Annotated in this window: 15 protein-coding genes; 3 read left to right on the plus strand and 12 right to left on the minus strand. The window is 50.5% G+C overall.

From position 1 onward, the window contains the following. Window positions 1-440: 440 nt before the first annotated feature. The 3 genes from JUF13_RS08710 to ccpA all read right to left on the minus strand — a co-directional run bounded on the left by JUF13_RS08710 (window position 441) and on the right by ccpA (window position 7,840). Window positions 441-4,856, minus strand: a complete 4,416-nt coding sequence (locus JUF13_RS08710) for a leucine-rich repeat protein (protein WP_203639224.1) — start codon at window positions 4,854-4,856, stop codon at window positions 441-443. A 431-nt stretch (window positions 4,857-5,287) separates the two neighbouring features. Further along, window positions 5,288-6,118, minus strand: coding sequence for a hypothetical protein (locus JUF13_RS08715; RefSeq protein WP_203639226.1), 831 nt, complete (start codon window positions 6,116-6,118; stop codon window positions 5,288-5,290). Between the two features lie 720 nt (window positions 6,119-6,838). Beyond that, window positions 6,839-7,840, minus strand: a complete 1,002-nt coding sequence (gene ccpA / locus JUF13_RS08720) for a catabolite control protein A (RefSeq protein ID WP_125765765.1) — start codon at window positions 7,838-7,840, stop codon at window positions 6,839-6,841. Window positions 7,841-8,323: 483 nt separating this feature from the next. On the opposite strand from ccpA, the gene JUF13_RS08725 reads away from it, so the two are divergent. Next, the gene (locus tag JUF13_RS08725; RefSeq protein WP_203639228.1) at window positions 8,324-9,421 is read left to right on the plus strand and encodes a M24 family metallopeptidase; all 1,098 of its coding nucleotides are present in this window, start codon (window positions 8,324-8,326) and stop codon (window positions 9,419-9,421) included. Window positions 9,422-9,545: 124 nt separating this feature from the next. Here JUF13_RS08725 and JUF13_RS08730 read toward each other — a convergent pair whose 3' ends face one another. Both JUF13_RS08730 and JUF13_RS08735 read right to left on the minus strand, forming a co-directional pair. Beyond that, complete coding sequence (locus JUF13_RS08730) at window positions 9,546-9,941, minus strand: hypothetical protein (protein WP_125765763.1); 396 nt, start codon at window positions 9,939-9,941, stop codon at window positions 9,546-9,548. A 26-nt stretch (window positions 9,942-9,967) separates the two neighbouring features. After that, window positions 9,968-10,372 (minus strand): DUF948 domain-containing protein, encoded by a 405-nt coding sequence (locus tag JUF13_RS08735; protein WP_203639230.1) that lies wholly within the window; start codon window positions 10,370-10,372, stop codon window positions 9,968-9,970. An 884-nt stretch (window positions 10,373-11,256) separates the two neighbouring features. Between JUF13_RS08735 and JUF13_RS08740 the strand changes: the two genes are divergently transcribed. Beyond that, window positions 11,257-12,126, plus strand: coding sequence for a mechanosensitive ion channel family protein (locus JUF13_RS08740; RefSeq protein WP_203639232.1), 870 nt, complete (start codon window positions 11,257-11,259; stop codon window positions 12,124-12,126). 103 nt (window positions 12,127-12,229) lie between these two features. On the opposite strand, the gene JUF13_RS08745 is transcribed toward JUF13_RS08740, so the two are convergent. From JUF13_RS08745 to murI, 5 genes are read right to left on the minus strand one after another with little or no spacing between them, the layout of a single operon-like run. Continuing rightward, window positions 12,230-12,388 carry a hypothetical protein gene (locus JUF13_RS08745; RefSeq protein ID WP_203639234.1) on the minus strand — a complete coding sequence of 53 codons (159 nt, stop codon included), beginning with the start codon at window positions 12,386-12,388 and terminating at the stop codon, window positions 12,230-12,232. A 45-nt stretch (window positions 12,389-12,433) separates the two neighbouring features. Further along, window positions 12,434-12,925 carry a cyclic-di-AMP-binding protein CbpB gene (gene cbpB, locus JUF13_RS08750; RefSeq protein ID WP_125765760.1) on the minus strand — a complete coding sequence of 164 codons (492 nt, stop codon included), beginning with the start codon at window positions 12,923-12,925 and terminating at the stop codon, window positions 12,434-12,436. Window positions 12,926-12,946: 21 nt separating this feature from the next. Further along, the gene (locus tag JUF13_RS08755) at window positions 12,947-13,465 is read right to left on the minus strand and encodes a YfcE family phosphodiesterase (protein WP_203639236.1); all 519 of its coding nucleotides are present in this window, start codon (window positions 13,463-13,465) and stop codon (window positions 12,947-12,949) included. Next, window positions 13,465-14,073, minus strand: coding sequence for an XTP/dITP diphosphatase (locus tag JUF13_RS08760; protein ID WP_203639302.1), 609 nt, complete (start codon window positions 14,071-14,073; stop codon window positions 13,465-13,467). The genes JUF13_RS08755 and JUF13_RS08760 overlap by 1 nt, the downstream gene beginning before the upstream one ends. After that, window positions 14,070-14,900 (minus strand): glutamate racemase, encoded by an 831-nt coding sequence (murI, locus tag JUF13_RS08765; RefSeq protein ID WP_203639238.1) that lies wholly within the window; start codon window positions 14,898-14,900, stop codon window positions 14,070-14,072. The genes JUF13_RS08760 and murI overlap by 4 nt, the downstream gene beginning before the upstream one ends. Before the next feature lie 187 nt (window positions 14,901-15,087). Here murI and JUF13_RS08770 point away from each other — a divergent pair, with 187 nt between their 5' ends. Further along, window positions 15,088-15,606: a YslB family protein gene (locus JUF13_RS08770; RefSeq protein ID WP_203639240.1), complete on the plus strand. Its 519-nt coding sequence runs from the start codon at window positions 15,088-15,090 to the stop codon at window positions 15,604-15,606. A gap of 101 nt (window positions 15,607-15,707) precedes the next feature. Here the strand turns inward: JUF13_RS08770 and trxA are convergent, their stop codons facing one another. Together trxA and JUF13_RS08780 are read right to left on the minus strand one after the other, a co-directional pair. After that, window positions 15,708-16,028: a thioredoxin gene (gene trxA / locus JUF13_RS08775; RefSeq protein ID WP_125765755.1), complete on the minus strand. Its 321-nt coding sequence runs from the start codon at window positions 16,026-16,028 to the stop codon at window positions 15,708-15,710. Window positions 16,029-16,850: 822 nt separating this feature from the next. Further along, window positions 16,851-19,214, minus strand: coding sequence for an endonuclease MutS2 (locus JUF13_RS08780; protein ID WP_203639242.1), 2,364 nt, complete (start codon window positions 19,212-19,214; stop codon window positions 16,851-16,853). Between the last annotated feature and the right edge of the window lie 22 nt (window positions 19,215-19,236).

The raw sequence follows: 19,236 nt of genomic DNA on the forward strand, positions 1-19,236 counted from the left end.
AGTATTTTTGTTGACTATTAAAATTCAATTAATCTGTTCTTTCACTAAAATATGATTTGCACATTATTCTTTCTCTGGCCAGCTGTTTCAAATTCTCTTTGCCCTTAGTTCATGCCTGAAACGGTTCTCGCCTAAACTATCGCCTATCCCTTGATAAATCAATCTTTATAATTCTGGCTATCAAAATCATCGACGGCGTCATCTCTTTACCTACTTAAATTTCCCGACATGATTGTTCAAAATGACAAATCAATGTGAACAACCAAACAAAATTAGAAAATCAGGAGGCGCCAGTGGAACCTGTCACTTTTTCAATCAAGAAGAATCGGCAACTTGCCTGACAGTGAACGCAAAAACGCCCCATCAGAGAATTCAGCGGTTAATCTGGCTGAGTTTCTCTGATGAGGCGTTGCTTTAAATTTAGCATCTTCTAACGTGGTTTAGTCATGACGCTTTCGTTGCCAACCGACCAGGCTCAATCCACCTAGTAGGGTGCCTAACAAGGCCCACCATGGGGTTTGCGCGTCGCCCGTCTGCGGCAGTTTAGTAGCTGCCAGTTGGTCAGTGGTTGACGTTGCGGTCGTGCCTTGGTTCCGCTTGGTAGTTTCTGGCGCGGTTGCCATGGTTGCCTTAGCTAACCGTTTCGCTGCAGTCTGGTGACTAGCCGTTGGCGTTTCGTCTGCCATTTGAACCATGGCAGCTGCCCCACCGGATTTCACCAAGAACTGTTGCACATCGTGTTCTCCAGACGTCCCAGCGGAGACATTTTCATGTGCCCCCGATTCGCTGACAATATACTGAGCACCACTCTGACCAGGGATCGGCTTTGCTGGCATCACAGGTGTCGTTGGCGTTACTGGTTTTGTCGGCTTTGCTGGTTTCGTCGGCTTTACCGGCGTGGTTGGTTTAACCGGCTTCGTCGGTGTGGTTGGCTCAGTCGTCGTACCGCCATTGCCTGTGTCCGGGTCAGTCTGATTGCCAGAATTGCCGGTATCGCCGCCGGTTGCGGCTGCATTAACGTGTAAAGTGACTAGGAATGTCTTTCCACCATAGCTGAGCGTAACTTCATAATCGCCGGCCTTGGTGAGGTCAGCCTTACTCAAATCCACGGCAATTTTATCAGCCGACACGGCTTGGGCATTTTCATCCGTCCCCGTGGCACCGAAGTCTGCGGCCGTTGGCATCGCATCCCCCACCGTCATGGTGTATTCCTTACCAGACACCGTGACTGGTGCCGCTACAATTTTTAACGTTGCCGGCAGGTAGGTGACGTCAAAGTTAGACGCAGATACCGCGTCAGTGCCTTGAACAGATGGCACGTATTTATATACTCCAACAGTCTCACCCAGTTCCCGAGTATAGCCAATGGTCAAGGGAAAGTTGGTCAGCGGCGTTTGCGTTTCGTCATCGTCGGCTGTCACTACAAATGTTAGTGCTGGATCAACGGTTCCGGCAACCTTAGTTAACTGCGTAGTGCCGTCAATCTGATCACCTTTAACAGCTACGGTTACCTTGGCTGGCGTGATGGTCAACGTTGCCTCTGAAGGATTTTCCGTCCAGGCAAAAAGATCTGTTGCATCTGCCTCACCCATTACCCGCTGGATAGCCTCTGCCTTTAGAATAACTTTGTACTTTCCAACATTGGGTGCAGTGCTTGCACTTGTATTTTCTGCTGAATCAGTTAGCGTTCCGTCTGGAACAATTTCTACATCATCGTCCTTGATGGCGTAGATTAGGCCATCAGGCATATCAATTTGAAAACTGCTTCCTATCAATATTGGTGTTGCCCCCGTATACTGAACGGTTTGATTGCCTTCCAACGTGAACGAGGCTGTCCGTTTGACAACGGTTAAGGTAATTGTTTGGGCATCGCTACCGCCATCACTATACGTCACCTTATACACACCAGGTGTTTGCGTCACCTTGTCGGCATCTACAGTGTCTCCCTCACTATTCGTAATGGAAACATCCAAGTCCCCAAGTGCCATATTCGTTCCATCCGGCTTCACTGCACTCATAAAGTTATCCGCTGGCGTCCAGTTATCTTTGTACCAAGCCTGACCGTCTACGACCTTAATGTCTGGGTCATTCAAAACGACTTGATAGGCGCCGGCATAAATATTGGTGCCATTTGTGCCCGGCAAGGACCAGTTGAATTTAAAACCAGCCGTCCCCTTGGGAACAGTGAACGTCCCATCCGTTTGATTATAGGTGACCCCATTTGTAATCGACGACACTACTAAATTCTTGTTCGTTAAATTACCAACATGTGTATCAAACAACGTATCGATGGTCACATCCGCAGACTTGCCAAAGTAAGCGGCATACTGATTTTGAGCAATATGCGTGCTATTCGTACTGGCTGTCAGTTTCGTAATCCGGTTGTAGTCAAACGCGCTGTCGCCAACTTTCGCCGTTAACGGCACCTTGACATCTTGTATTTGATTCCCATAGAAGGCTTTCGCCCCCACAATTGTCACTGAATTTGGCAAATTGAGGCTGCCATCCAGCTCATTGTAGCTAAATGCATTGTTGCCAATTGTCTGAAGGCCATCATTAAAGCTGACTTCCTTGATATGACTTCCGGCAAACGCATAGTTCCCAATCTTCTGTGTGTTGGTTGGCATCACAAAAATTGGATTGCCATCGGCGTCCGTTTGACCAGAGTCTGTGATCCCAGAATACTCAAAAGCCCCATCACCAATTTCTTCAAGCTGGTTTGCCTTACTAGTGTCTACCGTCTTGAGCCCATCATCATAGGTAAAAGCGTTATTGCCAATACTTTGGAGACTCGCTGGCAAGGTGAAACTCTTCAGCGCCGAATTGGCTAAGAAGGCTTGCGCACCAATCGTCGTCACGCTATCTGGCAAAGTAATATCTTCCAAAACCGTGTCATAAACAAACGCACTGTCGCCCACAGTTGTCAGTCGACTGTCATCGGCAAAGGTCACCGTTTTCAGCCCACCAATCGTGTTTCCAGTGGCATCCTTTAAATTGTCCGCAGCAAAGGCTTCCTTACCAATCTTCACCAAGTTCGCTGGCAAATTCAGGTTCACAATATGCCCGTCATAAGCAAACGCGTCATCCCCAATAATGAGGTCGTCGTTCGCTGTCTGACCGTCAAACGTGATGTCAGCCAGATTTGTGTTTGACTCAAAGGCTGCGGTCCCAATCGAAGTCAGCGTCGCTGGGAAGTGCACAGCCGTTAACCCGGTCCCATAAAAGGCGCTGGCATCAATGGTGGTTAACTGACTGTCGCTCGGAATGTTCAGCGTTGTTAAATTCTTATCGCCATTAAATGCCGACTCCCCAATTTCTGTCACGTTAGAACCCAAGGTTACCGTGGTCAAATCTTGGTTATTCTCAAAGGCCCCGGCCCCAATCGTCACACCATTAAGGTTGAGACTAGTAATCTTAGCGCCGGCAAACGCACTTTGCCCAATGCTAGCTAAATTTGGTGCCACGGAAAGGTCCACATCTGCAAGCTGACCATCATTGGCAAAAGCAGAATCCCCAATCTTGGTCAAACTTTGCGAGAGCTTTACACTTGTCAAATTACTGTTGTACTGAAAAGCTTTATCACCAATAGTCGTTACGCTGTCAGGCAAGACTAAGGAATCAATTTTGCTGCCCAAGAAGGCTTCGCTGCCAATCGTTTGTAGCTGCGTGGCTTGGCTTAAATCAAGTGCCGTCAAGTTATCATACGTAAACGCACTGTCGCCAATACTAGTCACTGTCTCCGGTAACGTTAAGGACGTCACACCAGTACCAACAAACGCCCGATCACCAATCGTTTCCAAAGAGTGATTTTCACTAAGATCAACCACCTGCAGATTTTTCAGGTAAGCAAATGCATTAGTCCCAATACTCTTGATACCATCACTAATCACAACGGTTGACACATTAGCCGTCCGTCCTGTGCTGCTGGCAAAGGCGCCACTGGCAATGGCAGTAACGGCATAAGTCTGCTTATTCTCCGCATTAACCGTGGTCCCAGGAATCGTCAGTGTGGCCGAATTAACCACACTGGCAACCCCATCCAGGGTCGCAGTTCCATCGTCATTGTAGGTGTACACAAAACTCGCATCAGTCGTTGGCACCTCGGCTGAAAGATTCATGGCCTTCAGCATCCCAAATTTACCAGCTGGTATTTGCAGTAATGAACCTGCTAGATCAGATACCTTAGCGTCTTCTAAATCGTTGACGTCCAATACGTCTTGCTTGATTTGGTCGACATCAGTTTCCTTCTTATCTGAACCGGATGCCTGGTCGTCAGTCGTCTGGTTTGATTGCGCGTTAGTCACCGTGCTTCCGTCAGACTTTTCACTAACACCATTCTGGGCTGATTCGTCCGCAACTACCTTGGTGTCAGACGTTTCCTTGGCCGCTACCAGTGAATCGGTATCGGTCGTTTGCTTATCTGCATCTGAATTTGCATCTTTACTTGTATCTGAATTTGAATCTGAATCTTTACCTGTAGCTGAATCTACCCCAGTACCAGCATCTGAGCCTGACTCATCTGCAGTTTCAGTCTCGTTTGTCGTCTCTTTAGTCCCCTGATCAGAGCTGGCCGCATCGGTGTCTTTCTCACCAGTCGTCTCAGTTCCCTGTGGCAACTCGTTCTCTACTGAACTCTCTTTAGCCGCCCCACTGGTCTTCAAAATTGTGGTCGTTCCGGTCGTCGTTTGCGTTCCGGTTGCCGTTTGACTACTGTCCGCCCCTGTCGAGGCCGTCTCGGCGTGGGCCACTGTGCCTTGACCAATCATGGTTCCTAGTCCCATGGCAGCAACGGTCACAGCTGCGACAACCCAATGTTTCCCATCCTTGTACATCTTGTAATGTTTTTTCTCTTGCACGATTCCTTACTCCTCTTGAGGCGGGGATGGCCACTCCCACTGAACATCTATCCAATTTCTTGGTCAACATGCTGCCCTGATATTTTAACGTCCAAATCAATCAATACTACTAATCTTAATTTGTGGCGCCAAATCGTTTTTTAAACGCCGTTAGATAGCCATTTGTTTGGTGGTTCTTTTTATTTATACATTAAAGTTATTCATATTCTATTCCCAAGAATTGTGCCCGTCAACTAATAATTTAAATAAAGGTCAATCTAATTAAAAGAATCACCGATTAACCAATTCAACATGGGGTACATCGTTTTCAGTAAAAATTTGGCAAATAAAAAGGCATTCAGCAACGAGTCCAGCCTACGGATCATCGCTAAACACCTTTTTGGTGCAAAACAAAAGGAGCTACGGTTTTCACCCAGCTCCTCAACCAATGATTATTCTTTTCTAAATGTTCGGTGACCCAGCATGACAACCAAGCCAATCACGATTTCCGCCACACCGGCGAAAATAATGACGCCGAGACCACTGCGGCCAATCGTGATCAGCAGGTTCGCAGCCGTTTTACTGGTACTGGTGACCACGTATGGCAAGAAGAAGTAACTGCCAACACCGACCAAGCCCGTCAGTATGCCACCCACCGTCATGCCGGAACCCAGGCTCGCAAACACGTGATGCACACTGAAGGCATAGAAGAACGTGACGATCAGTAGCAGGATGCTCCCCAGGAGGACCGCGAAATTAATCTTCTTAGCCCGTTGCACCTGAATAGCAGCCCGGGACATGGCAGACGTGCTAAACGCCGCCTGGGCCCGTTTTTTCGCCTGCTTAGCGATGGCCGTGGTCATCCCCGCCGTCGCGGTTACCCCCATGGCCTGAGCCTGCGTGCTGATGGCGGCGGACAGGTCCGTGGTGTCGACCGACGTATCGGCCGTTTCCCCGTAGAGCTTGGCAACGCCCATGGCCAAGTACGGTTGCATCAAGCTAGACGTGACCGGCGCCCCGGAGACACCCAGGTTTTGCAGATCATCATTGACGTGATTGATGACTTTTTCACCAACCGACGACCGTGACACCACACCCGCCGTATAATTGGCGTTAAACACGGTGAGTTTTAGACCCGCGCTGACCGTCAATAATAAGATTAGAAAAGCCACCCACCGGGCCAAGGCTGGGCGCCGTTGATACGTTTCAATTGTTTGTGGTGCTTGTTGTGGTTCCGGTTCTTCATCTGAGTGGTAGCGCGCCATGCGACTGTTTTCACTCATAAGAACCACCTCCCGTTACCCAATATGATTTGCTTATCATTGTAGCACATCTAAATTTCAGATTGGTTAAGAGCAGCTTAATTGGGCGAAATCTTACATAATTGTTCCCCTGCACCATCGATGGGGCTGTCCGCCTCCGGCTTCTAGGAACTCCGCCTGCTGTGGGGAACGCTTCCAGCCTGAGAAACGGTCTTCCAGCTCGCCTTTAAGCCTGGAAAACCACCAGTCTCAAAGGTCGTCCCGTGGACTAAGCTGAGAAAATTCACTCAGCTAACACCATCGACACAGCTGGCTACGTTTCTGGCCTCCTGCGGCTAATATAACCCCATCGATAAACACTCAGCAACTTGAGTCTCAACAGTAACTGGCCTCAACCACCAATAATATTGCGGTAAAACTATTCCCTGCCACAAAGCTAGTGAAACTGCGCCAATACGGTCAGTATCAGTGACCAGAGGCGGGTCAAGATGGCCAGCTGCGTCGGTGGTCTTAGCTGGGGTTCTTTCCCAGCCTAGCCTACGGGACAACCTTTGTGACCGCTTATCAGGCACAAAGTTGAGGTGGAAGCCCGCTCCTCGGCTGGAACCGACCCCATAGCAGGCCGGCTTGAGCCCGCCGCCGGGAACGGTCCTATCCGTGTTCTGGCACAGTTTTCACGAAAGACAAAATTATGTATATGAAAAGGTTCTGGAAACGGATTCCGGAACCTTTTCATGACGCTTATTTAGTCGAACTCCGCTTCATTAACCCGTAAGGCAAGATAACGGTGTTCTCTTCAACAGTTTCGTTGTTCATCAGTTTCGTCAACAGACGCATGGCAACAGCACCAATATCGTACAATGGTTGCGTGATAGAACTCATCTTAGGCCGAACCAATTCGGTCAGCTTCGTATCGTTGCTGGTGATGACTTCAAATTCACCAGGAACGTCGATGCCGGCGTCAGTTAACCCGTTCATCACACCAGCGGCCAGTTCGTCGTCGCCAACAAAGGCAGCCGTGGCACCCACTGCGCTCAAGGCTGGTTCGAGTGATTGGCCCGCCTTGTACGTGTAGTCCGTTTCAAAGACCAACTTGTCATCGTAAGCAATCCCTGCGTCCTTCAGGGCCTTCTTGTAGCCTTTCAACCGGTAGTCGTGGTTGATAGCTTGGTCCATGGAGCCGGAAACGAAGGCAATCTTTTCATTGCCGTGATCGATCAAATTCTTAACGGCTTCCGCCACAGCGGCTACATAGTCGATGTTGACACTGGGTTGCGCCTTTTCAGAATCCACGGAACCAGCTAAGACAACTGGCGCTTTAGAACGCTTGAATTCTTCGCGAAGCTCATCGGTCACCTGGTTACCCATGAAAATGATGCCATCAACTTGCTTAGCCATCAAGGTGTTCAGCACTTGAACTTCCTTGCCGCCGTTTTCATCGGAGTTGGTCAAGATAATGTTGTACTTGTACATCATGGCAATATCATCGATACCTCGTGCCAGTGATGAGAAGTAGATGTTGGTGACGTCCGGGATGATGACCCCAACCGTCGTGGTCTTCTTACTTGCTAAGCCTCGTGCAACGGCATTTGGCCGGTAGTCAAGACGGTCAATGACCTCAAGCACTTTCTTTCGTGTAGCTGGCTTGACGTTGGGATTTCCATTGACGACCCGCGAGACGGTGGCCATGGAGACCGCCGCTTCTCGTGCCACATCGTAAATTGTAACTGTTTGTTTTTCCATAGCGATAGCCCTTTCTTCCTTGTTTTGGTTTGTTTTCATTCGTTTTCAAGCAACTTGACCAGTATACAGAAAGTCAATCAGGGACGCAACATTGAAAACGCTTTCATATCAAAGAATACCTTAATTTCATCCAATTTTCAAGGCACATCTCCCCATACGGTAGAATCTTTGGCCCTGATATTGTTTACTATAGGTCACTTTAACCGCGTTGTTAAGCCGTTTACAGAAAACAAAATCAATTAGCGGGTGATAAAAAATTAATCCGACCTTATTCGCTTGAATTATGAGAAATAGTTAATTTTCATTTTCCGTTATATAATTTCAATTATACCAACATCGTCTTTCCCTGATACACCAGCATTTTGCGCGCGATACCGGTCTAATTTCTACCGAGAGTTTTACGGGACGTGGCAGTCCTTTTCACAAGTGCAACTAGTCTCTAGCTTATGCTATAATTAACACATCTTTTAAAGGGGTGATTGAATGACTAAACTCGAACAAATTCAGCAATGGACCGCAGAACAACACGCTAGTATGACCTACCTCAGCAATCCCAAAACTATCCAGTATCTCACTGGCTTTGGGAGTGACCCGATTGAACGGGTATTAGCCCTGGTCATTTTTCCAGACCAAGACCCATTCATCTTCGCACCAGCCTTAGAGGTCGAAGTGATTAAGGCAACCGACTGGCAGTTCCCCGTCGTTGGTTACTTGGACCACGAGAACCCCTGGGCAATGATTGCCGCTCAAGTCAAGCAACGCCACGTCAACCCCGATCACATCGCGTTGGAAAAGGGTCAACTTCAGGTTGCCCGGATGGAAGCCTTGGCTGCCCAATTCGACAATCCTAAATTCGACCTGGATATCACCAGCTTCATCGAACGCATGCGTTTGATCAAGTCAGCCGAAGAAATCAAGAAGTTGGAAATCGCCGGTAAGTGGGACGACTTCGCCTTTGAACACGGCTTTGCCGCAGTTAAGGCCGGCAAGACGGAACAATCCGCCGTTGCCGAACTCCAATACGCCTTGATGCAAGAAGGCATTATGGAAATGTCCTTCGGTAGCCTGGTACAAGCCGGCGCCCACGCCGCAGAACCCCATGGTGCCACCAACGACACCAAGTTCCAAAACAACGAACTGGTCCTGTTTGACCTGGGAACCGTCTACGATGGCTACATTTCCGATGCGTCCCGGACGGTTGCTTTAGGCACCCCGACGGCCAAAGAGCTGGAAATCTACGACGTTTGTTTGGAAGCCCAATTGACCGCCCAAGCCGCCGTTAAACCTGGCATGACCGCCGCTGAACTCGACAAGATTGCCCGCGACATCATCACCAAGGCCGGCTACGGCGAATACTTCATTCACCGGTTGGGCCACGGGATGGGCATGAGCGATCATGAATTCCCATCCATCATGGAAGGCAACGACCTGGTCCTCGAACCCGGCATGTGCTTCTCCATCGAACCTGGTATCTACATCCCAGGTGTCGCCGGCGTCCGGATCGAAGACTGTGTTCACGTCACCGCCGATGGCAGCTTACCATTCACCCACACCTCTAAAGAATTAACTTACGTTGGGTAATTAAATGATTAATCCTTAAGTTCTCGCCTTTCATGTTTGAAAATGGCGGGAACTTTTTCTTTTCACCGGCAAAATAAAAAGAGCCACGACCGCAGTCGCAACTCCTAACTAGTCTTTGTTTAAATTAAACGGGCTTGTCCGCCGTTGGTTCATCGCTAGCGGGTGTTTCGTCGTTGTCGGCTTCATCAGCGGCATCGGCGTCTTCGCTAGGTAAATCAGGAACCTGGTCGCTGCTTAAGACGATATCGTCGTCTTCATCTTCGGCCGTTTCATCGGCATCCGTGTTCCGCCAAGCTGGCGCATCGTTTTTACCGGCCAACCGGTCGTCTAAGGCTTCCTTGAAGTCGTCGGCGGCATCGGCTGCGTAAAATGCGTAGTCGACAGCGCGGTCCTTGAAGGCGTTGTACCGGTCACGAGCGGCATCCTTTAAGGCTTCGCGTTGTTCCAAGTCGAGGGCGTGGTAAGCCGCATAGGCTGCGCCACCCAGTACCAATCCTGCTAATAACTTGTGTTTTGCCATCTTCATGACTCCCTTTCCGTAAGCAACTATTCTTTGTTTCTGCGGTTCTTGTATAAATCAAACACGGTCTTGCCAGCGCGGGCAGCCAGTGATGTCTTAGCCGTCGTTTTGGCGGTCTCACTTACCCGGTCGGTTAAATTACGAGTGGCGGTGTTTAAATCAGAAACACTTTCACCCAAATCAGCGGCAGCTTGGAAAACGGGATCAATGGTCGCAACCTTCTTGTTCACGTCTTCCAAAAGTTCGTTGGCATTTGCCATGATGTCCTCGGCTTGGTGGCTGATTACGTCCACGTCCGAAGTCATCGTCTTCATCGAGCGATTCACCTCACCCAACGTTTTATTCATCTTTACTAAGAACATGCCAATGAAGAGAACCAAAATCAAAAACGCAATCGCCGCGATTAGGCCCGCTACTTGTCCACCGGTCATGACAACCCCTCCTTGTGCTCGTTACTTACCAATAGAATAGCATTCTCAGCGCTTACACGCAATTAAAACCCCGAATTCGATTGGTTTTATTCGTCAAGACTAGTAAAATATGGGATAGCGCTGAATCTTGGGTTAGATCTTTATCATTCGCCTCCGGGAGGTTGAAAATTGAGCCGTGACGCTGTGGCGGGTCTGTCCGTTCCCGGCGGCGGGTTCAAAACGCCCTGCTATGGGGCCGGTTCCAGCCAAAGAGCGGGCTTCCACCTCAACTTTGCGCCTGAGAAACGGTCGCAAAGGTTGTCCCGTGGGCTAGGCTGGGAAATAACCCCAGCCAAGACCACCGACACAGCTGGGCATTTTGACCCACCTCTGGTCACTAACACTGACCGGTCCGACTCATTTTTACCCACCTCGGGCGATTAACACTGTATTAACAACTAACCCTAATTGATTCACTAACTCATCAGCTATGCTTCAATTGCTGTCATTAACCAATGGCTGACCAACCAAATCGGACAACTAATCAGTTTCTTTTACATTATGTAAACTGGTGTTTACTCAATACTCCTCACTAATGAGTATCCTGTTCAACTATAACCAGTTAGCAACCAACACCACAAGAAATTTATTGACGGGCTAAATCCGTGTCAACCGCAGGGCTGGTGAAAATAGGCTCAGCCGTGGGAGTTGCCTTAGCGGTTTACCGCTTAGGCAACTGATATCTTTGAGACATGGTCTTCGGCTCAAAGTAAGCGCGGAGACCGCCCTTTGGCTCCGGGCGTTCGCCCACAGCGTCACGGCCTATTTTCACCAGCCCGGAGGCGATGTCAGGACCACGTTTAACCCGTAAAATCAAAAAATTATTGAAAAGGAGGGCTCGTCTCGTGACGGACCTAGTAACTACCACAGCCACCTCTTCCAAGTGGCTGCAACATTATTTAAATACTTTCGACTGGGAAAAGGTGCTGCACCTGATCACCAGTCGCTTTCTGAGTCTCCTCTTCCTCACCCTGTTGTTTTTCGTAATCAACGTGGTCGGCCGGTGGATTCTCAACCGAAGTTTCAAACGCTACCTGGTGCCTAAGGACGGCCCTACCAATCGCCTGCAGACCATCAGCATGCTGACGATGAACCTGTTTCACTACACCATCATCTTCTTCTGGGCCTACGCCATGCTCTCCACTTTGGGCGTGCCGGTCGGGACGTTGGTCGCCGGTGCCGGAATCTTCAGTTTGGCTTTAGGCCTGGGTGCCCAGGGCTTTGTCAGCGACTTGGTCACCGGGATTTCCATCCTGATGGAACAACAATTTGACGTGGGCGACACGGTTAAAATTGGGCTGATCACCGGGACCGTTTCCGCCATGGGCTTGCGCACCACGCAGGTCACCGAGGCGGATGGAACCGTCAACTTCATCCCCAATCGCAACATCACCATCGTGGCCAACCGCTCGCGTAACGACATGCACGCGACCATCAATATTCCCATCGCCCCAACGACACCGGTCGAAAAGTTACCCGCTATTATTCATGCTACAAACGACCGCCTGTTGCCGGAACATCCCAGCGTGGTCGGCGAACCCGTCATCACCGGTGTGGTCACGTTACCAACCGGTGAACTGGTTTATCAGGTCAATCTCGTTGCCAAGAGTGGCAGCCAATTTGGGTTACAGGCCGCCTTTCTAACCGCCTATCTCAAGGCGATTCGTGAGGCTGGCATTCTGCTACCCACGCACAATACGCTCCAGAATAAATAACCCGAAGCTTGACCCGAGTTTTCTTGGGTCAAGCTTTTTTTGCACGAAAAAACAGGTAACGGCCGCTGCCATCACCTGCTTTTCAATTGCAATTTTCAGTTGCCTAGCGGTCCAGCCGCCACCAATCAATGGTGCTGATCAGGGCCAAGACAAATAGGATCAAAAATGACCAGTAACTCCCGGCACCGGTGGCTGCCATAAAGGCTAGTCCAATCGCAAACAACCAGAGGATCCCAATCAGGATACCTAAAACAAGTTTCATTAGAAATTCCCCCTTCATTTAACGATTGTGGGCCACCCGCGATGCTCAGTGGTCGCCATTTTCAATCACTTTTTCCCGTGGGGTGACCTCGTAATGGTCATCCAAATTGTGGGCTAAGTAGTTTACGCGTTTTAAAATTTCGCGGCGGGTAATGATGCCCTGAAAAACATTATCCTGATTCAATAACGGGATAAAGGGTTCATCCACCATATAGCTTAAGATTGTTTCTAATTTAGCTGGGTCGTCTACCCAGTGCTCTACCGGTAACATGGCGTCGGCCACGGTGTAGTTGCTCAACTGTTCCACCGCCGCGCCTGGCACATGCAACAATTTATCGGTAATTGCGGCTAGCGAAATCATCCCCTGCAGGTGATCATCGGGGTCGAGGACCGGAATCCGGCTGTACCCAACCTTAGAGAGCACCATCAAAGCATGCTCCAGCGTATTGGTCGCTGTCACGTTGGCAACGACCGCGGCTGGAATCACATAACTCTTGGGGTCATTGCGCAATAGCTGCTCAACAGCAGGGTCAATCATGGGTCATGTCATCCTTTCTAGTTACAAACGGTCAAAGGTAAATTTTAAATCGGGCACGGGCTGGGCATCACGGGTGTAATACTGGACGACCCATTGCGTCGGTGTCACGGTGATCATGGCACAGGTGCCCCCTAGCTGGCGGAACTCACCGCGCGGCTGACTGATACTTCCGGGATTCACGAAAACGTGGCCCCCGACCGCTTCGGCCGCCAGCTCATGAGTGTGACCGTAAAAAACGAGGTCGGCCTGTTCCTGATCCGCGTGCAATTTCAGCTTAGTGAGGTCCCAATGCACCTCATCGTAGTGGCCGTGCGTCAACAAGACCTTGCAGCCGTCAACCGTGGGCGTCTGCACCAACGGTAACTGACTATCGAAGTCCATGTTGCCCATCACCACGTACGCATCCTTGAACCAGGGATCATCGGCGTTCATTTCGGAATCGCCACAGTGAAAAATGGTATCCGGTTGCAAAGCCTGCTTGAGACTGACCAGGATGTCCCGGTCTCCATGATTATCACTGACTACCAGCCAACGTGTCATTATTTTTCCTCCCACCATTCATCGAATTGCGGTAACATTGCCGCCGTGGCCTTAGCCCGGTGACTGTGTTGATTCTTTTGAGCCAAACCCATTTCGGCAAAGGTCGCGTGTTCGGCAGGCACATAAAATAAGGGATCATACCCGAAGCCATCTTCGCCACGAGGCGCCGTTAAAATTTCACCACGCACCTCACCCGTGGCCACGAGCTTCTTGCCATTCGGCTTGATCAACACTAACGACGTGTGAAACCCAGCGCCCCGTTGTGCGGCGGGAACGCCTTGTAGATTTGCCAACAATTTGGCATTGTTCTTGGCATCATCGTGATCGCCGGCGTACCGTGCAGAATAGATGCCCGGTTCACCATTGAGGGCGTCGACCATCAGGCCAGAATCGTCCGCTAAAACGGGCAATTGCGTCTGTTTGGCCACCGCAGTCGCCTTCAGCGTGGCGTTTTCCGTGAAGGTCGTCCCGGTCTCCGCAACCTGCGTGAGGTCCGGAAAATCTGCCAGTGTCTTCACCGTCAGACCCTTGGGCTCAAAAATAGCGCGAAATTCACGGGCCTTTCCCGCGTTGTTCGTGGCGATTACCAATGTGTTCTCCATGCTTATTCTACCTCCGCGGGGGTCGCTAACGTGCTGACATCTAAGTGGGTGACGTGCTTGGGGGCGATTTCTAACCATTCACTGGCCAATTGATTAAACTGGTCAACGTCACCGGTTGTGTAATACGTCGCCGTCACGGGCTGTCCCGTGGTATTCAGTTCATGCTTGTCTTTCAAAATAGCTGCAGTCTGTTCAGCCGCGGATACGCCGGGATCAACCAACGTCACTTCGGGCCCGATTGCCCGCTGAATGGCGTCTCTCAGCAGTGGAAAATGGGTGCAGCCCATGACTAGCGTATCAATGTCGGTTCCTTGGAAGGGTGCCAAGTTTTGCGCCACCACTTCTTGGGCGTGCGCCGAGGTCAAATCATTGTGTTCGGCCAGTGTCACCAGTTGGGGACAGGCGACACTCACGACCTGGTTCTGCGCATCGACGGCCAAAATATCCTGTTGATATTGGCCACTCTTAACGGTCCCTTCCGTCGCGATGACGCCAATCTTGTGGTTCTTGGTGACCTTAGCTGCCGTCGTGGCGCCGGGGGCAATCACCCCAACCACGGGCACGGGTAGCTCCGACTGCATCTGCGTTAAGGCCGCCGCTGTTGCCGTGTTGCAAGCGATAACAAATATTTTAATGTTGGCATGTTGCCGTAAGTAAGTGGCAATCTGTCGCGTAAAGGTCGTGACTTCTTCGACCGACCGGGGACCGTATGGCAAGCGCGCCTGGTCGCCCAAAAAGACCGTATTTTCAGCTGGTAATAATCGCTGAACTTCCTTTAAAACTGTTAAACCGCCGACTCCTGAATCCATGAGACCAATCGGATCTGTTTGCATGAATCAACGCTCCTTCTCGATGTTCTTGAATCTCCATTATCGCCTTTTTATTAACCGGTTTCAAGTTTCCTGCCAGGCAAAACGCCAATTCTCATAAATATACGTAAAATTTACCGGATAGTCATATTCCTGAAACAAATACGGTATAATGAGTTCAGAAACTATCGGAATGAAGGAGTCCACCATCGTGAAAAACTTATATCAAACCGTCATGGCTGATGCCGACGGTGCCGCAAATCTGCCACAAATGTTACTCAGAGAAGCCTTACTCCCAGAATTGTTAGGCGATGACCAGGGCGACATCAACTACTGGGCGGGCAAATCACTGGCTCGCCGGTTCCCAATCGGCAACCCCAAGGACGCCGCTACCTTCTTTGAGCAAGTTGGGTTTGGCCACTTGTCCCTGATCAAACAGACGGCCCAAATGACCCGTTGGCAACTCAGTGGCACGCCCGTTAAGCTACGGAAACAATTACAAGGCGATGGCGATTTCACGTTGGAAGCGGGTTTCCTCGCAGAAATGATGGCCCAACAGCTAGGCGTTTCCGCTGAAGCCGAGTTAACTGAAACTTCCCGCAAGCTGCAGGCCACCACCGTCACCTTCGACGTCTACACCGATCCCGAAGATGTGATTCCGGACTACGATGCCCCCACCCCACTGGCAGTGGTTCGCGACGAACCTACTGAATCGCCTGAAGAAAACTAACCAAGTTTCATGTCAGCACTGACCGCACTATCACGATGGTCAGTGCTTTTTTCGTCAAAAAAAAACGGCCGCCACCGCAGTGACGACCGTTTGCCAACGCGTTAAGCTTCCACGTATTGGTCCAAAATCTTCTTCAATTGGTCCTTGGAGTGGTAACCCACGATAGAGTCGACCACTTGGCCGTCCTTCTTCACGAGTAAGGTTGGGATACTCATGATACCAAAGGATTGTGGCGTGTTAGGGTTGGCGTCAACGTCCATCTTGTTGAACGTGACGTTATCCATTTCCTCAGATAATTGTTCAACGACTGGTGATTGCATCCGACAAGGACCACACCAAGTTGCCCAAAAGTCCGTCAGGGTTACACCCTTAGCGGTGTCCTGTTCAAAGGTCTTATCAGTTGTTTCTGCTACTGCTGCCATTCAGAATTGCCTCCTTATCAAATTTAATCACGACTTCATATCTTTCAGTCTACCAGAATTTTTTGAAATCACAACTAAGTTGCTTACAATTTATTAGCATTCGCATTTGCTGCGGGGGAACTGCTTTGTTCGCACCTCCGGGTCGGTGAAAACTGAGCCGTGACGCTGTCGGTTGTCCGTTCCCGCCGGCGGGTTCAAAATGCCCTGCTATGGGGCCGGTTCCAGCCTGAGAACCGGGCTTCCGCCTCAACTTTGCGCCTGAAACCCGGTCGCAAAGGTTGTCCCGTGGACTAGGCTGAGCAAAAACCTCAGCCAAGACCACCGACACAGCTGGGCATTTTGACCCGCCTCTGGTCACTCACACTGGCCAGCTCGGCTCATTTTCACCAGTCCTGCGGCTGACACGGCGTTCCCCGTATCAAACGGCTCATCAATCAATTGGTTGGCACTTACTTGTCTGACTCATTAGCTAATGGTTAGTTTCTACTCACGCAACTATGCAATGGTCGCCTAACCAAAAATCCCCCAGTAAGCAATTTACTGAGAGACTTTAATCACAAACAATTTAATACACACAACCCACACACGCCTCGGTGATGGCTCCACCGTTGGGCTCTCACGCCATGTAAGCCGTGAGGGCGGGGAAAATAAGTTCAGCCGTGGGAATTTCCTTAACAGCTTTTTTTGCTGTTAAGGAAATTGGCGTCTTTGAGACTCGGGTTTTGAGGCTCAAAGCGAGGTTAAAGACCGCTTCTCAGGCTTTGACCGTCCTTCCCTCGCGTTCCGACTTATTTTCCCCGCCCGGTAAGGCCCTGAAAAAGACTACTTAAACCGCACAACCGTCGACCCGTCACCACCGGCGTTGGCTGGGGAGAAGCCGAAGCTCTTGATGCGGTTATTCCGCTTCAAGTACTCGGTGACCCCTTTCCGCAAGGCCCCGGTGCCCTTTCCGTGAATGATCGTCACAGATGGGTAACCCGCTAGCAAGGCGGAATCAATGTACCGGTCAACTTCGGCCATGGCCTCTTCATAACGGTGACCGCGGAGATCCAAGGTTGGCGACATGCCGCTGGAGCCACTGCGTTTCACACTAGCCCGCGGTTGTTTGGCCGACTTGGCTGGGTCCTTGGCCTTTTCCAGGTCGTTGGTGGCAATCTTCATTTTCAAGATTCCCAGTTGGACTTCCCAGTGGCTGTCATCCAGTTGCTGCATCAGGACCCCGATTTGACCGTAGGACTTGACCAGCACGCTGTCACCCTTGTGGAAGTCGAGCTTGGCCTTTTCCCGCCGCAGGACTCGGTTCTTCTTGAGCTTGGTATCCTGTTGCAGGGCGTTCAAGGCGCCTTGAGCCGCAATCAGCTCGTCTTCCTTAACGACGCTCTGACCGGCAGCCAACTGCTTCTTCCGCAAATCAGAAATGATTTGGTTGGCCCGCTTCCGGGACTCATCGACCAGCCGGTTGGCGTCGCGCTTGGCGTCCGTCATCAACTGATCCTTCTGATGTTGATAGCTGTCAAATTGCTTTTGTAATTGATCGTGTAAGTCATCGGCTTCGGCCAATTGGGTCCGTAAACTCTCGGCATCATCGTCGACCCGCCGCTTTTGTTCGGTCAGGTCGGAAATCATGGCGTTCAAGTCTTGACTGTCTTGGTCGGTCAACCCCCGAGCCGCGTCAATCACCTGTGACGGCATCCCCAGCCGGGCCGCAATGTCTAAGGCATTACTTCGTCCAGGAATCCCAATCAACAGCTTGTACGTTGGTTGGAGCGTTTCGCCGTTGAACTCCATGCTGGCGTTAATCGTATCTGGCCGGTTGTACCCGTAAGCCTTCAGCTCAGGATAGTGGGTCGACGCCATGACATAGCTACCTAGCGTCCCGATTTCGTCCAAAATAGCGATGGCCAGTGCGGCCCCTTCTTGGGGATCGGTGCCGGCACCCAGTTCATCGACCACGATTAAGCTGTGGTCGTCGGCCTGTTTCAGGATGGCTACGATATTTTCCATGTGCCCGGAGAACGTACTCAGACTTTGCTCGATGGATTGTTCATCCCCGATGTCCGCAAAAATATCGTTGAAGATACCAATCACACTGTTTTCATTAGCGGGAATAAACAAGCCCGACTGCCCCATTAATTGGACCAGTGCCAACGTCTTCAGCGTGATGGTCTTCCCACCAGTGTTGGGCCCGGTCACGATGATGGCCTTGTAGTCCTTACCGATGGTGATGTCGTTGGCTACGACCTTCCGCTGATCAATCAGTGGGTGGCGTGCCTGCCGCAAGCTGACCTGATTATCCAGGGACAGCTTGGGTTCAGTAGCCTTCAAATGATGGGCGTACTTGGCCTTGGCATTGATGAAATCAAAGTGCCCCAGAATTTCTGAGTTCCGTAAAATTTCATCCTGGTACGGATCAAGTAAAGCCGTCAATTCGGCTAAAATGCGTTGTTCCTCGTGACGTTCATCCATTTGATTTTGTCGTAACCGGTTGTTCAAGCCCACAACTGCTTGGGGTTCAATGAACAGCGTTTGGCCACTGGCACTTTGATCATGCACGATTCCACCAAAGTGTTGCTTGTAAGCGGCCTGAACGGGAATTACGTAACGGTCATCCCGAATGGTCACGATAGTTTCACTCAGATATTTGGCATCCTTGCCCCGGGTGTATTGGTCCATGGTCCGGCGGATTTCCGCCTCGGTCTGAGTGATGTGCTGGCGAATCTGCTTCAAGGCGGGTGAGGCTTCATCCGTGATGTGGCCGTCGCCCTCTAGTGAAGTCCGCAATCGCCGTGTCACATCGGGTAACGTGACCAGTTCCTTCACAACTCGGTCGAGCCGACGTAAATCGACTTCCTTTTCAGCTAAGTCATGGAAAAATTTGACCACGGTTCCGGTCGTCCATAAGACCCGACTGATTTGAGCCAATTCCAACCCGTTCAGGGCAGCCTCCATGGCTAACCGGTGTAAATGCGGCCGGATATCATCCAGCTTGGGCAGTGGAATCCCACTCTCCAAGCGGTAGATGTCGGCACCGTCTCTGGTTTCGTCCAACCAGGTCTGCAGTTGTTTGGCATCCGCGGTTGGGGCCAGCTGACTCAGCTCATGCTGACCAGCTGCCGAGACCAAGTAAGTGCGTAAGGCTTGCTTGATTCGGTCGTACTCCATAATTTTCAATGTTTTTTGATTCATCGGCGAACTCCTCTCTCCCGAA

It is taken from the genome of Levilactobacillus wangkuiensis (genome assembly GCF_016861605.1).
GTDB lineage: Bacteria > Bacillota > Bacilli > Lactobacillales > Lactobacillaceae > Levilactobacillus > Levilactobacillus wangkuiensis.